Origin of the sequence: Maribacter vaceletii (assembly GCF_003634105.1) — a bacterium.
GTDB lineage: Bacteria > Bacteroidota > Bacteroidia > Flavobacteriales > Flavobacteriaceae > Maribacter_B > Maribacter_B vaceletii.
In genome coordinates this window covers 322,971-338,957 of the sequence record NZ_RBIQ01000007.1, presented here as the reverse complement: position 1 = coordinate 338,957, position 15,987 = coordinate 322,971, and the positions used below count along the sequence as shown (strand labels likewise).

Below are 15,987 nucleotides of genomic sequence, written 5' to 3'. Positions count from 1 at the left end.
AAAATGTAATGTTTAGTCTAAAATAAGTATATTTCTAAAGTAATTAGGTTCTCTTTATTTAATGGTAATAAAGTGTATTCTCTATACTAAGTATTTATCATAGAAGAACGATATTTTTTTGTAGCTTTTTGTAAATTTTCCGACAGTGTTCTTAACCAACTCATATGGTTAGATATTAAGAAAGCTTCTTGTAGACCATGAAGGGTATCTGTATCTATTTCTGTTTTCCCTTGCTCAATGTTTTTATCTCTTAAATTAGATAATTGCGTGTATTTGTCTAATAATTTTTCATGGGCATCTTCCATAACCTCTTCTGTAATTTTATTTTTATCTTCATTAGATTCTAGACTATTTAATGATACTTGTAAGCTTGTAGAAATTTTTTTAATAAGATTATTAAAGTCCTTAGAGGCAGGAGTGGTTTTATGGTTTATTATAAAATTTCCTATAGACGCAATAGCAGAAATCATGGTTTGGTTAAGGGTAACAATTTCATAAATTAATTGAAATTCTTTTTGTTTAGATTTTGGGTCTTGGGTTAAACGTTGGAAAGCCGCATTTAAATTACTAATAGCTAAGAAGGCTTCTTTTCTGGCTAAATTATACGGTAGTCTGTTTTTTGTGGGTTCTTTGTAAAGGTTTTGCATTGCTAAAAGATATTCCCTGTTCATTTTTAAAGTCTCTAGAAGCACCTGTTTTATAGTGTTTACTTCCCAACTTGGAAAGAGTAGGTAGTTAGCAACTACAGCTATGGTTGCACCAATAATAGTATCAATTACACGGTATTGTATTACTTCAAAAGCATTAGGATTAGCTAAAGAATATAGGAATATAACACTAATGGTAATTAAGAAGGCGGCAAATTTGTAATTCTGTTGAACTAAAGAGAAAGCCAAAATTAATGATACAATTGCTAGTATAGAATAGACAATCATGTTTTGCGTAATAAGTACAATACCAACGGCAACCACGGCACCAATAAGTGTACCTATAATACGGTCTTTAGAACGTTCTTTAGTTAAACCATAGCTAGGGCGCATAATAACAATAATAGTAAGTAAAATCCAATACGTATTTTGGATATTTAAAACAAAGCCTAGCAAATACCCAAAAACCAGTGCAATAGTAAGTCGCAAGGAGTGTCTAAACATGGAAGAATTTAAACTAAAATTCTGGAGGAGAATATTTATATTATATTCCTGTAGCGTTAAAAACTGATTAGAATCTTGTTTTTTTAAAGATACTTTGGAAGCACTTTTTACATTTGCCATTACACGTCTAATGGCTCTTATTTCATAAACAAGTTGTTCTTGATAATCGTATAAATTTTTTAATACTAGAGCTCCCTCACGCGCTTCGGGTAATTTTATAGTGTCTATATAATTAGTGATAGCGTTGTTAGTTTCTGTTAGCGCCTTTAATAGGGTATTTTTATTAGGAATTTTATCTTTCTGAATCAATAATTCTGATAATCGAATTAAATGATTCCCCATAATTTTATTTAACTTTTTAGAAGCTTTTAAAAATTCTTTACGCTCGCCAAAAATGGCATCAATCATTTTATAATCTAAATGTTTTGCTTCTATTAATTCTAAAATATTTATAGAAGAAATAAAGATTAGTAGTTGTTTTTCTTCGTATCGTGAGCGCCCAGAACGTTTACGCTCTGTAAGTAAAGCTTCTCTTAATGTTTCATGTTTTTCACTTATTTGATGTTGTAGTACAAATGTTTCTTTAAGAAGGTCATCACGTTTAGTCTTTTTAGTTAATAGTTTTCCTCGTAATTTTAAATATTGACCAATAAGTAAAAGTGTGTCTGATAGTAGCTGATTTTGGTCTTTTTTAGGTGTAATTTTTTTAAAAATAAAGGTTACAATTAAATACCAAAGACCGCCAATCCCCATTAATAAAATTTGTAGTAAAATCTCTTGCGGGGTTTCTTTTTGTATTGCAAAAGCTAATACCATTGCCAATAAGCCAGAAAAGGACACTAACGATGCCCTAAAACCATATATTGATATAAGAGAAACAAAGAAAGAAATTGCAGTAAGGACTAGTAGTAAAAGAGGTAAAAAAGGTTTTGAAAAAAGAATTATGGCAGTAATAACCATAGTTAGCCCTATACTAATTAATAGGGCATTTACTTTGCGTTTTGCGCTTCCAGGAATATCTCCAGGAACATTTAAAAATAGGCCAAGAACAACTGCCGGAGCGTATTCAAAATAACCTAATATGTAGAGTAGTGTAAAAGGAACGGCAATACCAAAGCCAACCTTAATTCCTCTTTCAAAGTCGGTGCTTTTTAGAAATAACTCTAGCTGTTTTAGTTTTTCTTTCAAGAGGTTTTACTCGATAATCGAGATTTAAATGCTCCGAGGCTTGCCTCGAAATTAAAAAAAAATAGTTTCTTAATAAATGCCTCTTGGGCTTGCCCCGAGGTTGTTTACTATTATACTACAAAGTTAAGGTAATTGAGAGGAAGTACCGTTTGCTAGGGTTATTTTTAAGTTATTGTAGTTAAAATAATATATTAGGAATAGTGCTGTTTTTTCTTTAAAAAACACCTAGAATTACACCATAGCTCCGTTAACAGGTAGTACTTGTCCAGAAATCCATTTAGAGTTATCGCTTGCTAAGAAAAGTACAACTTTTGCAATATCACTAGGTTCCGCTAATCGGTTAAAAGCATTCTGACTTATAAGTTTTTTTATCAGCTCATCAGATTTTCCATTTAAAAATAGTTCAGTACTTGTAGGCCCTGGAGCAATTGCATTTACAGAAATACCTCTTCCAATTTCTTTAGAGAAAACTCTGGTCATTTGTTCTACTGCTGCTTTAGATGCGGAATAAAGAGCATAAGTAGGAAGCATTAATTTTACAGTACTAGAAGAAACATTAATTATAATACCATTGTCTGATAATTTTGAAGCACATTCTTGCAAGGTGTTGAGCGTTCCTTTTACGTTTACATCAAATTGTTTCCTGTAGTCTTCCTCGCTATTGTCTTTAACTAGTTTATTTATCATTATCCCTGCATTATTAATTACTACATCTACTTTGCCATAGTGTTTAATTGTTTCGTTAAATAATGCTGTAACTTCATTCCTTTGTGCTACGTTAGCTTTAATTGCAATAGCAATGCCACCTGTCTTTTTTATTTCTGCAACAGTATCATTTGCAGCTTGTTTATTATTAGAATAGTTAACTACTACTTTTCCTCCGTTTTTTGCCAATAATTTAGCTATTTCTTTTCCAATGCCACGAGAAGCTCCGGTTACTATTATTACTTTGTCCATTTAGCAATTATTTTTTGGAGCTGTATATTTTAATAGCTCGTTCATTACCTATTTTTAAAAGCCAAGTTACACTAATTTGGCTACGCAATAAATATACACAAGCTTTTAGATTAAACGCTAAACTTCACATTAATTATACCCATTTTTGCACAACGTTTTCTATCTTCTTAACCCTTATTTTTTCCGTTGTCTTAGTTTTTTTTGAGCAAAAATTTCAACATATTTATAGGTTAAATAGGACGAGCCAATTATTAAAGCTAATAGTGTAAATAGCCAAAGAATTTTATGAGATATGCTGAGTGTACTATCGGGGTTTTTAGGTATAAAATATAAATCTAACCACATTACCCAAAGATATATCCAAAACAGATGAATTAAATAAATGGAATAAGAAATATCTCCTAGAAAAAGCAAAGGTTTAGAATTTAATAATCTAGATGGCAACCCATTGTTGAGCGAAGCACAAAGAATAAAACCTCCAAAAAATGGTATTACAAGCACATTAAATAGATTAAAATGCAGTACAGATAAAGCGCCTAAAACCATGATATAAAATAACCAATCTTTACGCCATATAGTTTCTTTATTAATTAGGGTTTTATATGCTTGATATACGTTCATGCCAATTGTAAAACCAAAAATACACCGAAGTGTACCTAAGCCATAAAATTCATCAAGGGTAAAATTTGGGTTTTTATATGCAATATAAACATACCCTAATAAAGCCAGTATAGTAAAAATTATACTTAAATGTGTTTTACTTTTATTTAATAAAGGAATAAGTGCAATTGCAAAAATGTATGTCCACCATTCTGCAGCAATAGACCACGAGCCAACGTTCCAAACAGGGCGGTCTATAATGCCGCTAGTTTGTAAAAAAAACAAATGAATAAAAAAGTCTGGTACGGTTCTAGTCCATTGCCATTTTTCAATAGCATACTCCGGAAATAGCCAAAATAAAACAATGGTTTGCACTACAAAAAGTAACATTATAAAAACATGTAAGGGGTAAAGCCTAGAGAATCTTGCCCATAAATATTTTTTTACTGCGGTTATAGTTTTATTTTCTAATTTCTTACCGTATGCATGGCAAATTACAAAGCCACTTAGAATAAAAAAAAAGTCTACCCATAAATAACTACTAGTTATAATAGAGGAGTATTTTGTGTTAACCAACCTGGGAAATCCGCGTAACATTAACCAAACATCGTAATGGAATAGTACAACAAATATTGCTGCAATTCCTCTTAATGGTGTTAAGGAAGAAATGTAAGTAATAGATTTAGGTTTCATAGTTTAGTTTCTAGTAACAATTTGATATAGTGTAAATTAATTGAATGAAACTGAGAAAAAAGTTGAACTTGTTCAACTAGGTAACTAATTTTCTATTTTTAATACTCTTCTAAATCTTTTGTAACCAAACAAGGAGGAAAGTTTTTTTAATTCTATGCGTTACTACGACTACTATTGGTAATTATGGAGCCTTTATTCAGGACGGGTCATAACGTTGTATAGCGGTCTAGTATATGAAAAGTAGCGTTTAAAAAAACGTTTATTTTTCGGAGTATAGGAAAGCATAATTTTTTCTAAAAAATACCAAATCAAAAAATTTGGGGGACTTGGTTAAAAAATCTAAACTTTTAATTAAGCACAGTAATGCTTATAAATTATAGTTGTTGTTGGTAGTAATTTTATTTTTTTAATTCCATATGTAAAGTAGGATAAGGTTTGCTAGAGGAATCCAATTCAGAGCGACCAGTTACTTCAAATCCGCAATGTTTGTAAAATCCTACTGCTTGTTCATTCTGTTCGTTTACATCAACTTTTGTTACATCCAATTGCTTAATTGAATAATACAGTAGAGTTTTTCCTATCTTTTTTCCTCTATATTCAGGGTGAATAAATAACATTTCCAAATTCTGTTCTGCAACACCAAGAAAACCAACTATTTTTTTATCATTATTCCTTATACATCTCAATTCAACGGCATCTAAATAAGTATTTAAAATTAGTGGTTTAAAATATTCAATATCTTCCTCTTTTAAGAAGTGATGAGTTGCCCTAACCGAAGATTCCCAAAGTTCAACTACATTTTCATATTCCCCTTTTTCTATTGTATCTATTTTGTTCATTATTTTTTTCTAACGGTATCGTATAAGAATAGTTGCGTCTTTACGTGCGAGGATTTTCCGAAGGAAAATCAGACGTAGTAAACTTGCAACTACCTTTGGTTAAGCCCAAAATTGAGCAATTATTTTTATACATTGTTGGCGTGTCGTTATTTTATTCAGTTTCAAATTCGCAAATAATTGATATATGGTCGCTTACTTTTAACCAATCACTAACCTTTCCAAATTCCATTTTTTTTAGTCCGTTTATAAATGCTTTACTGCCAAAAACATAATCGATATGATATGGCTTTTCTAATTTTCTATGCAGGAAAAAAGTCGGTCGAGTTTCGGTTCCTTGTTCTTCTTTCCAATATTTATGATATAAACTTTCAATTCCGATTTCGTTCAGTTCAGCCACAACATCAGAGTGATTCCACCATCTGTCCCATTTGTCCCAAATCTTGTTACTATTAAAATCTCCAATAATTAAACTCTTATTTAAATTCGGTTTGTTAACTTGAAGATATTTCCATAATTGTCCAATATACCCAAAAGTCGGTGATTTATTGCTGTGATTCCAAACAGCTAATAAGTCAAAATCTCCATTTACAGAACAAGGTAAAAAGTGTTTTACTTTATGGTCTTTAAAATTGTCTGACCAATTCAGTCTTTTTAATCCTATATTTTTCTTCGCAAAAATTCCAATTCCTTTATTTTTCGTGTCTCCAATCCATAAATAATTTTCCGCCCATTCATTGTATTCTTTGTGTTTAGTTTCCGCTGGATTTTCACACTCTTGAATTATATGTATGTCAGCATTAAAGTCCGTTAAATTCTCAAACTTTTTTCTTAATGCTCCATTACAATTCCAAGTAATAATTTTCAATTTAAGTTCTTTTTTTCTAATGCACGCCAACTCCTTATATCAGGAACTATTCTCCTTAATTTTCCTACGCTAAAATAAAGTAATTTTTTAATTAACTACTTAGTTTTTTAAATGCAAATGAGGGTTTTATCATCAATATTATGTTCTTCTAATTGCAAAGAACCTTTATGTATATTCTGTTAAGAGCGGTTATTTTTTGAGAATTTTGTTTTTTAAACCCAAAACAATTACGATATAATCACTACGTATTTATACGTAATTTTATATCTTGCATGCATAGAATATAAGTGTCCCATAATACAAAGACAATGCAAGAAAATAAGATTCATAAAACTATATGTAGCTATTGCGGTGTAGGCTGCGGCATAGACGTATCGGTAGACAATAAAGGAACCATTGCAGTTACAGGAGACCAGGACTATCCTGTTAATAAAGGCATGTTATGCTCCAAGGGCATGAATCTTAATTACGTAGCACAAGATACTACAGACCGTATTTTGTATCCAGAAATGCGTTATAGCCGTAACCACCCTATGCAAAGAGTCTCTTGGGATACTGCTTTTAAGCGTGCGGCTGGTGTTTTTAAAAGTATAATAGAAAAACACGGGCCTAATAGTGTTGGTTTCTATGTATCTGGACAATGTTTAACAGAAGAATACTATTTGGTAAATAAACTTACCAAAGGTTTTATAGGAACTAATAATATAGATACCAACTCGCGTTTATGCATGAGTTCTGCGGTGGTTGGGTACAAAAAAACAGTAGGGGAAGATTCCGTTCCTATTGCCTATGCAGATATAGAACTTGCAGATTGTTTTTTAATAGCAGGGGCAAACCCAGCATGGTGTCATCCAATTCTTTTTAGACGTATAGAAAAACACAAAGAAGAGAATCCAGATATTAAAATAATAGTAGTAGACCCAAGAAAAACACAAACTTGTGCCTCGGCAGATTTACATTTGCAAATTCTCCCAGGTACCGATGTTATTCTTTTTAATGCTATTGCTCGTTGTTTAATAGACAAGAAAAAAATAGATAAAAAATTTATAAAACAGCATACTGTAAATTTTGAAGCTTGTAAAGAAAGTGCGTATCAACTATCGGTTCGCCAAGCAGCAGAAAAATGTGGAATTCCCGCAGAAGATATTCGTAGAGCAGCCAAATATATTGGCGATGCTTCTGGGTTTATTAGTATGTGGACCATGGGGCTTAACCAAAGTATTATTGGGGTAGATAAGAATGTGTCTTTATTTAACCTTTCTTTACTAACAGGGCAAATAGGGAAACCTGGTTCTGGACCATTTTCGTTAACAGGACAACCAAATGCTATGGGTGGTCGTGAGGTTGGTGGTATGGCTAGTTTATTGGCTGCGCATAAAGATTTAGAAAACCCGGAACACCGAAAAGAAGTATCTAATTTTTGGGGCGGTAAAGAAATACAAGCAGCGCCTGGTTACACCGCTACCGAAATGTTTGATGCTTTAGATAAAGGCGATTTAAAAGCTATTTGGGTTATTTGTACAAACCCAGTAGTATCTATGCCTAATGCTAAAAAGATAGAACGTGCCCTTAAAAATGCAAGTTTTGTTGTGGTACAAGATATATCCCATAATTCCGAAACCGCTGCATATGCAGATTTACTTTTACCAGCAGCGGGTTGGTTAGAGAAAGAAGGGACTATGACCAATTCGGAACGTAGAATAAGTTATTTGCCTAAGGTTATAGATGCTCCTGGAGAAGCCTTACCAGATGCAGAAATTCTTTGGAAATTTGCACAGGCAATGGATTATGGTGGTTTTGATTATGAATCTGCTAGTGAGGTATATGACGAGCATTGCTTACTTACCAAAGGCACAAAAATTGATATTTCTGGTCTTTCTTATGATAGATTAAAGGAAGAAGGGAGCTTTCAATGGCCAGTACCACACCGAACACACCCAGGAACACCAAGACTTTTTGAAGATAAGACGTTTTATACAGGAGATAAAAAAGCACATTTTAATGCTCCAAAAAACATATATAATAAGTCCGAAGAAACTAATACAGAATTTCCTTTAATATTAAATACAGGTAGGGTTAGGGACCAATGGCACACACGAACAAAAACAGGGAAAGTAAATAGATTACTTACTCATATACCACAACCGTATCTAGAAATGAATAAGGTAGATGCCTATTTGCGCCAACTAAAAGAGGGGGATATTGCTGTGGTAAAAAGCCGTAGGGGAGAGGTGCAAGTAAAAGTTAAGATTAACTATGATATTAGGGAGAGTGTTGTGTTTTTACCAATGCACTGGGGAAAAATATTAAATAATGATTTTGGTAGAGCGAATAACCTTACCAGTGAGTTGGTAGACCCAATTTCTAAAGAACCAGATTTTAAGTATTGCGCGGTACAGGTTGCCAAGTTTACCAAAAAAGAACAAAAAATTATTGTAATTGGAGCGGGAGCAGCTGCCTACCGTTTTATACAATCGTATAGAGAAAAGAATGAAGTAGATAAAATTCATGTTTTTTCTAAAGAGAAAGATCCTTTTTACAATCGAGTACTCTTACCAGAATATGTAAGTGATGAACTTTCTTGGGAAGCGTTAGAAAAGCTTAAAAAAGGAGAGTTAGAAAAGCTAGAGGTAGATTTGCATCCTGGAAATGGAATAGCAAAAATTAATGCAGAAGAAAAAACTGTTATAGACGAAAAAGGAAATACCCATGAGTATGATCTGCTAATTATGGCAACTGGTAGTAGGGCTTTTATACCAGCAGATGTGCAAATACAATTACCTGGACGCTTTACTATGCGAGAGCGTGGCGATGCCGATAAACTAAAAAAATATTTAGGAGATACGGGCTTGCCAGCGCAAGAGCAACATGTAGTAATTGTTGGTGGTGGTTTATTAGGTTTAGAACTTGCTGCTGCTCTTAAAAAAAATAACGTAAATATTAGTATTGTACAACGTGCACCACGATTAATGGAACGCCAATTGGACCGTGTAGCTAGTAGGTTGTTAGCCGAAGATGTTTTAGAGCGTGGCATACAAATTTATTTTGATAATGAAGTAAGTACCGTTTTTCAAGAAAAAGAGAGTAAGCATTCTCTTTTAGTAAATTTAAAAACTGGCCGTACTATTAAATGTAACGCAATTGTATATGCCATTGGTACCAGACCAAATATAGAACTTGCAAAACAAAGTAATCTAAAAACTAGAAGGGGTGTAGTGGTAAATTCTTATTTAGAAACTAGCGAGCCTTCTATTTTTGCTTTAGGAGAAATTGCAGAATTTAATAGTTCGCTTTTTGGAATAACATCAGCCGCAGAACAACAAGCAGATATTGCTGCAAACTATATCTTGGGAGATTATGGTAGTATGTATTCTGGCTCTGTTTTAATGAATATTTTAAAGTTCGAAAATCTAGACCTTTGTAGTATTGGTATGGCATATGCTCCTGCAAACGACCCTAGCTATGAAGAAATTATTTTGATGGATGTGAGCAAGCGTTTTTATAAAAAATGTATTGTAAAAGATGATATGTTAAAAGGCGCTATTTTAATGGGCGATAAAAATGAGTTTGCAGAATTTAAAAGACTTATAGAAGAGGAAATAGAATTATCAGAGAAAAGAAATGAGCTTCTTCGTGGTGCTACAAATACAGTGCCTTTAAAAGGAAAATTAGTTTGTTCTTGTAGCCAAGTAGGCGAAGGTAATATTATAGAAGCAGTCCAAAATGGTTGTACAGAATTTTCTAAATTATGCTCTGAAACAGGTGGTGGATTAGGTTGTGGTAGTTGTAAGCCAGAGATTAAAGATATTTTAAATTCCCAATTAGCAACAGTTTAAAAAGAAGTGGTATGAATGATGATTTGCATAGAATTTTAATAAAAGGCGGTATTACTTCTCCAGGAGAATTAAAAGATAGCATTACCATGCTAGAAGCTGCTGGTTTAAAAGAAGTGTATTTTGGTTCTCGCCAAGATTTGCTTTTTCCGCTTAAAGATGTAAGTGAAAAACAATTAGAAAGCTTATCGCAGTTTAATACCGATATAGAATCGGAAAGAGGCTATCAAAATATAGTGTGTTCTTACGTTTCTGCCGATATTTTTAATATGACGCATTGGTTAAAAGGTTCTACCTACCTCTATATTTTAGAAGGGTTTAATTACCAACCATTACTTAAAATTAATATTACCGACCCAAAGCAAAGGCTGGTACCAATTTTTAGTGGGAACTTAAATTTTATAGCATCAGAAAATGAAGATTATTGGTATTTATATATAAAATTACCAGAATGGGAAGAGGGTGCTTACTACCCTGTTTTAGTCTACAGTTGGGATATTACTAAAATATCTAGTGCTATAGAGGAAATTTATGAGGAGGTAGCATCTATAGACGATATCTTTTTTCTATTAAATAAAAAACTAGATACCAACAACAAAATTATGGAAAAGGAATTGCAAATTCCGTATTTAACTTTTCCGTATTATGAGGGGATGAACCGTATGGGACTAGATGAGTATTGGTTAGGTTTATACTGGCGCAACAATAAATACGATTTAGATTTTTTAAAGCATTTTTGTGATTTTTGTTTGGATAATAGTATTGGTAAAATATGTATTACCCCTTGGAAATCTTTTATTGTAAAAGGAATAAAAACAGAAAGTAGACCACAATTAGAGCGTTTTTTAGGGCAATGGGGTATTAATATACGTCATTCACAACTAGAAATGAATTGGCATTTACCTGTAGATGATAAGGAGGCTTTAGAGTTAAAAAAATTCCTAGTTCGTAGTTTTGATCAGAATGATATTAGTACCTACGGACTTACTTTTGGTATTAGTAATTCTCCTGGTAAAAGAACGCATTTTGCATCGGTATTAATAGAGAAAAATACACCGCCAACTATTGTAAAAGATTATGAGGTAAGGCCAACGTATAATGTGCTGCATTTTAAAAACTTTGACCCTAATACACAAGTGTATCAAATGTATGCCCAAGATGTAGATAAGATAGAACTTCCAGGCTTGTTAATGGAGCTTAGTAAAAAGTATTTTGGACAATTAGGAAGTGTATCGGTACCAACTAAAAAGAAAATTAAGGCAAACCCAGAAGAACCATCAGAAGTGTATCAATGTAATTCTTGTTTTACTATTTATGACCCATTTTATGGCGATAGTAAAAGAAATGTAAAAGCAGGAACCTCTTTTGAAGCATTACCAGATAATTACTCTTGCCCTGTTTGCGAGGCACCAAAAAGTAGTTTTAAAGAAACGCATTTAGTATTAGGTACTAAGTAGAAGGGTTTCCATAATAAATTAGGTTGGTCATAAAATCTAGTTCTTTAGCTGCTTTTTGGGCAAAAGAAAACAAGCTTATAGCACGGTCTAAATTTTGGTTTTTGTAACTAACTTTGTAATATTTATTCCCGTTCAAATAATCGGTTAAGGCTCTTAGACCATGTATAAAAGGCATAAAAACAACACCTAAAGGCAACGTTTTTATTTCTTCATGGGTTAAGAAATTAGAATTGGTTTTTAAGCCATTTACAAACGCAATAAATAACTCTTTGTTAAAAGTTATTTTACTCAATTCTTTTTCGTCTTCTGGAGCAGTATTTACTATGGTACGTACGGCATCTCCAAAATCATAAAAAAAATATCCTTTCATAATAGTATCTAAATCTATAAGACAAAGCGCTTTAGTATTGGTTTTAGAAAATAAAATATTATTGAGTTTAGTGTCGTTATGGCAAACTCTAGCAGGTATTTTTAAATCCTGAAGAGGGCTCAATATTGGAAAAAGAGTATTCGTAAATGTAATTGCTTTTTTTGCAGTTGTTTTTTGTTCTACAGAGGTAGTTTCTAGCGCTTTTAAAAATTGTTTTTTTCGTATTTCTAAATTGTGAAAATCCGGAATACTATCTTTATACTTTGTAGTATCTTCTTTTTCTAAAAGAGAATGAAATGTGCCAATAATTTTACCAGCTTCAAAAGCAACTTTGGTATTAGTGGTTGTGTTATAAACAACAGTATTATTTATATAAGTTAATACTCGCCAATCTCCATGCGTTGTAGAAACGTATTTTTTGTTTTCTTTGGATTTTAAAAACTCAATTTTAGCATAAGTATTGTGCTGCAAAACACCAATAGCATTGTTTATGTTTTGCATTAGAGCAGCTGTGTCTAGAAAAACGTCAGAATTTACTCGTTGTAAAATATATGTAGGGTAATTATTGGTATCTGATACTAAAAAAGTAGTGTTAATTAATCCGTTTGTTATAGGAGTAAAATAATACTTTTGAGCATTATCTATAAAGTTAGATATTATGTTTTGTAATACAGTATTAGAATACGTTTGCATACTTTAATCTTGCCACATAGGAACAGGGTATTGTTCATTATCTGTTTTTTCTTTTAGAGCTTGTACCACTTCTTCACGGTCTGCTGCGTAAGTAATACCAAACCACTGCTCGTTAGAAGGGATAGTTTTAATAGTGTCTTCGCCAGAATCCATTATTTTCTTAATAATTAGCGGTAAGTATAATTCACTGCTTTTTACTAATTTTTTGTCTTCTAAAAAGGTGATAAATTCTTCTTCTATAGTTTCAAAAATTTCTGGTTGACATACCCAAAAATTTAAACTAACTAATTCTTCTCCACTAAAATTTGCTCCAGTAGTAATATCCGTAATTACATTGGCTTTCTTTTCAATCTTTAAATGCTCATTTATAGCAATTAAATTATTGTCCCCATCTGTTTTACAAATTCCCCTAGAAACAGAACCATTAGTAGATAAGGTTTCTTTTAATGTATAGCCAACCAAACCATAGCTATTTTCGCTATCCGGATTATTTAAGAATTTTGCAGCATTAATAAAAGCTTCTTTGCCATAATAATCATCCGCATTTATTACCACAAAAGCATCTTCTATTACATTACGAGCAGACCATACGGCATGCGCAGTACCCCAAGGTTTTTCTCTATCTTCCATAAAAGCAACCCCATAAGGAATGTCTGAAGTTTCTTGTGCAATTACATCTAACTCAATATCTTCTGGAATACGTTCGTCTAAGTGGTTGTGTGTAAAGTCTACTTTATCTTTTTGGGTAATAACCACAATTTGTGTAAAACCGGCTTCTATAGCATCAAAAATACTATACTCCATTAAGAGCTCGCCATTTGGGCCTAAATCATCAAACTGTTTTAATTTTCCATATCGACTTCCGCGTCCGGCAGCCATTAATAATAATGTCATAATTTAAAAATGTTAAAAAGTAGTATTTATACTACTATAAAGATATTTCAAAATTTGGTTAGCATTAGAATTTAACGTTAAATCTAATATTTTGTTTTGTGTAAATAAAAGAAAATCATCAAAAAAAAGGTATAATAAAATAAAGGAATATAAATAGCTGTAATAAAGGCCTATTTACATGATAATTATCATATTTTGTAGAACTCTGTATGTCTATGTTTGTAGTGTAAATAACAGGTATGTGCAGTTTAATTAAAAAATATAATGTTTCGGGTCCTAGGTATACTAGTTACCCTACAGTTCCTTACTGGAATATAGATGCTTTTTCTGGTGTAAAATGGGAAACTACTCTTGTAAATAGTTTTAAAGAAAGTAATTCTAAAGAAGGAATTAGTTTGTATATACACTTACCTTTTTGTGAGAGTATGTGTACCTTTTGTGGATGCCACAAACGCATAACAAAAAAACACAATGTAGAGGAACCATATATAGATACCGTTTTAAAAGAATGGGATTTATATACCCAATTATTTTCTGAAAAACCTAAAATTAAAGAACTACATTTAGGAGGAGGAACACCAACTTTTTTTTCTCCTGAAAATTTAAAAAGACTTATAGAAGGAATTTTTAGAAAAGCTGAAAAAGCTGAAGGATATGAGTTTAGTTTTGAGGGACACCCAAATAATACTACTAGAGAACATTTACAAGCTTTGTATGATGTAGGTTTTAGAAGAGTAAGTTATGGGGTGCAAGATTATAATGAAACGGTACAAAAAGCAATACATAGAGTACAGCCTTTTAAAAATGTGAAAAACGTTACAGAAATTGCAAGAGAGATTGGGTATACTTCTATTGGACACGATATTATTTTTGGTCTACCGCACCAAACCTTAGACCACGTTAAAGAGACTATTCTAAAGACAAAAGAGTTGCGTCCAGACCGTTTAGCATTTTATAGCTATGCACATGTACCATGGTTAAAAGGAAATGGACAAAGAGGGTATAAAGACAGTGATTTACCAACACCAGAAGAGAAGAGAGAGCAATACGAAGAAGGAAAAAAGTTATTAGCACAAGTTGGGTACTCTGAAATAGGAATGGATCACTTTGCACTTTCTAAAGATAGTTTATATACCGCTATGAAATCTGGGAAATTACACCGTAATTTTATGGGGTATACGGCATCTAAAACAAAGCTTATGGTTGGTTTAGGGGCATCTAGTATTAGCGATAGTTGGTATAGTTTTGCACAAAATGTAAAAAGTATAGAGGAGTATAAGCATTTGGTAAATAATAATATAATTCCAATTTATAGAGGACACATATTAACCAAAGAAGACCAAGTAATAAGGAAACATATTTTGAACCTCATGTGTACTTACCAAACCTCTTGGGGGTATGATAATATGAGTTTTAATGATGTAGATACTGTTTTAGAAAACTTAAAAGAAATGCACTTAGATAATTTAGTGCTTATTTCGGAAAATAAATTAGAAGTAACAGAAAAAGGCAAGCCTTTTATAAGAAATATATGCATGGCTTTTGATGTGCATTTGCATAGAAAAGCTCCAGAAACCAAATTATTTTCAATGACAATTTAAACCCTACAATCATGAAAAAAATAATAGTACTTATAGATTTTTCAGAACAGTCAGAAAATGCATTAAAAGTGGCTGTTTCTTTAGCAAAAAAACACGATTCAGAAATTTTAGCATTGCATATGTTAGAGCTTAACTCTGCTTTAATTTCGTCGGAAGCAGGAATGCATCCAGAACAAACGGTGTTTTTTTTAAAGCTTGCAGAAAAACGTTTCAAAGATTTTTTAAATAAAGACTATGTAAAAGATAGTACAATAACGCCAATAATTAAGCATTTTAAAGTTTTCTCTGAAGTTAATGAGGTAGCTAAAAAGCACAATGCAGATATGATTATTATGGGCTCTCATGGTACAGATGGCTTAAAAGAAATATTCATAGGCTCTAATGCTGAAAAAGTGGTTAGAAATGCTGAAATACCAGTTTTGGTAATTAAAAAAGAGCATATAAACTTTAAAATAGACCGTTTTGTTTTTGCGTCTGATTTTAAAGAAGATAAACTACCAGCTTTTAAAAAGGCTAAAGATTTTGCAGCAATGTTGCGTGCAAAATTAGACTTGGTTTATATAAATGTGCCTGGAGATAATTTTCTAAGTACTGCGGATGCTTATGAACAAATAAATGTCTTTTTACAAAAAGGTAATATAGGAGCTGAGGTTGCTATATATAACGATTATAGTGTAGAACAAGGAATTTTAAATTATAGCGAATCTAGTGGTGCAGATATTATTGGTATTCCTACACATGGTCGTAAAGGATTGTCTCATTTTTTTATGGGGAGTATAGGAGAAGATATTGTAAACCATGCTAATATGCCCGTAGTTACATTTAAAATTTAGTGATTTTTTTAAC

11 protein-coding genes are annotated in these 15,987 nt (G+C 32.1%); 4 read left to right on the top strand and 7 right to left on the bottom strand.

The annotated features are described in order from the left end of the window. Window positions 1-86: 86 nt before the first annotated feature. The 5 genes from CLV91_RS01570 to CLV91_RS01550 form a co-directional block, all read right to left on the bottom strand. The gene (locus tag CLV91_RS01570) at window positions 87-2,339 is read right to left on the bottom strand and encodes an FUSC family protein (RefSeq protein ID WP_121063295.1); all 2,253 of its coding nucleotides are present in this window, start codon (window positions 2,337-2,339) and stop codon (window positions 87-89) included. Window positions 2,340-2,570: 231 nt separating this feature from the next. Continuing rightward, window positions 2,571-3,296 (bottom strand): SDR family oxidoreductase, encoded by a 726-nt coding sequence (locus CLV91_RS01565; RefSeq protein WP_121063293.1) that lies wholly within the window; start codon window positions 3,294-3,296, stop codon window positions 2,571-2,573. A gap of 174 nt (window positions 3,297-3,470) precedes the next feature. Beyond that, window positions 3,471-4,589, bottom strand: coding sequence for an acyltransferase family protein (locus CLV91_RS01560; RefSeq protein ID WP_121063291.1), 1,119 nt, complete (start codon window positions 4,587-4,589; stop codon window positions 3,471-3,473). Between the two features lie 398 nt (window positions 4,590-4,987). Beyond that, window positions 4,988-5,428, bottom strand: a complete 441-nt coding sequence (locus CLV91_RS01555) for a GNAT family N-acetyltransferase (protein WP_121063289.1) — start codon at window positions 5,426-5,428, stop codon at window positions 4,988-4,990. A gap of 151 nt (window positions 5,429-5,579) precedes the next feature. Beyond that, the gene (locus CLV91_RS01550) at window positions 5,580-6,293 is read right to left on the bottom strand and encodes an endonuclease/exonuclease/phosphatase family protein (protein ID WP_121063287.1); all 714 of its coding nucleotides are present in this window, start codon (window positions 6,291-6,293) and stop codon (window positions 5,580-5,582) included. A 308-nt stretch (window positions 6,294-6,601) separates the two neighbouring features. On the opposite strand from CLV91_RS01550, the gene CLV91_RS01545 reads away from it, so the two are divergent. After that, window positions 6,602-10,129, top strand: coding sequence for a nitrate reductase (locus tag CLV91_RS01545; protein WP_121065634.1), 3,528 nt, complete (start codon window positions 6,602-6,604; stop codon window positions 10,127-10,129). Between the two features lie 11 nt (window positions 10,130-10,140). Further along, window positions 10,141-11,583 (top strand): rubredoxin, encoded by a 1,443-nt coding sequence (locus CLV91_RS01540; RefSeq protein ID WP_121063286.1) that lies wholly within the window; start codon window positions 10,141-10,143, stop codon window positions 11,581-11,583. Here the strand turns inward: CLV91_RS01540 and CLV91_RS01535 are convergent. Together CLV91_RS01535 and CLV91_RS01530 are read right to left on the bottom strand one after the other, a co-directional pair. Further along, the gene (locus CLV91_RS01535) at window positions 11,576-12,646 is read right to left on the bottom strand and encodes a phosphotransferase enzyme family protein (protein WP_121063284.1); all 1,071 of its coding nucleotides are present in this window, start codon (window positions 12,644-12,646) and stop codon (window positions 11,576-11,578) included. The two genes, CLV91_RS01540 and CLV91_RS01535, sit on opposite strands and share 8 nt — an antisense overlap. 3 nt (window positions 12,647-12,649) lie before the next feature. Then, window positions 12,650-13,540, bottom strand: a complete 891-nt coding sequence (locus tag CLV91_RS01530; protein ID WP_245987117.1) for a nucleotidyltransferase family protein — start codon at window positions 13,538-13,540, stop codon at window positions 12,650-12,652. A 239-nt stretch (window positions 13,541-13,779) separates the two neighbouring features. Between CLV91_RS01530 and hemN the strand changes: the two genes are divergently transcribed. Both hemN and CLV91_RS01520 read left to right on the top strand, forming a co-directional pair. Then, complete coding sequence (gene hemN / locus CLV91_RS01525; RefSeq protein WP_121063282.1) at window positions 13,780-15,141, top strand: oxygen-independent coproporphyrinogen III oxidase; 1,362 nt, start codon at window positions 13,780-13,782, stop codon at window positions 15,139-15,141. An 11-nt stretch (window positions 15,142-15,152) separates the two neighbouring features. After that, a complete protein-coding gene (locus tag CLV91_RS01520) occupies window positions 15,153-15,974 on the top strand; it encodes a universal stress protein (RefSeq protein ID WP_121063280.1) in 822 nt (273 codons plus the stop codon). Window positions 15,975-15,987 lie beyond the last annotated feature (13 nt).

Excerpts from the sequence above, each read along its gene's own strand:
- CLV91_RS01565 (WP_121063293.1), bottom strand. The coding sequence starts at position 3,296 with ATGGACAAAGTAATAATAGTAACCGGAGCTTCTCGTGGCATTGGAAAA.
- CLV91_RS01560 (WP_121063291.1), bottom strand. The coding sequence starts at position 4,589 with ATGAAACCTAAATCTATTACTTACATTTCTTCCTTAACACCATTAAGA.
- CLV91_RS01555 (WP_121063289.1), bottom strand. The coding sequence starts at position 5,428 with ATGAACAAAATAGATACAATAGAAAAAGGGGAATATGAAAATGTAGTT.
- CLV91_RS01545 (WP_121065634.1), top strand. The coding sequence starts at position 6,602 with ATGCAAGAAAATAAGATTCATAAAACTATATGTAGCTATTGCGGTGTA.
- CLV91_RS01540 (WP_121063286.1), top strand. The coding sequence starts at position 10,141 with ATGAATGATGATTTGCATAGAATTTTAATAAAAGGCGGTATTACTTCT.
- CLV91_RS01535 (WP_121063284.1), bottom strand. The coding sequence starts at position 12,646 with ATGCAAACGTATTCTAATACTGTATTACAAAACATAATATCTAACTTT.
- CLV91_RS01530 (WP_245987117.1), bottom strand. The coding sequence starts at position 13,540 with ATGACATTATTATTAATGGCTGCCGGACGCGGAAGTCGATATGGAAAA.
- hemN (WP_121063282.1), top strand. The coding sequence starts at position 13,780 with ATGTGCAGTTTAATTAAAAAATATAATGTTTCGGGTCCTAGGTATACT.
- CLV91_RS01520 (WP_121063280.1), top strand. The coding sequence starts at position 15,153 with ATGAAAAAAATAATAGTACTTATAGATTTTTCAGAACAGTCAGAAAAT.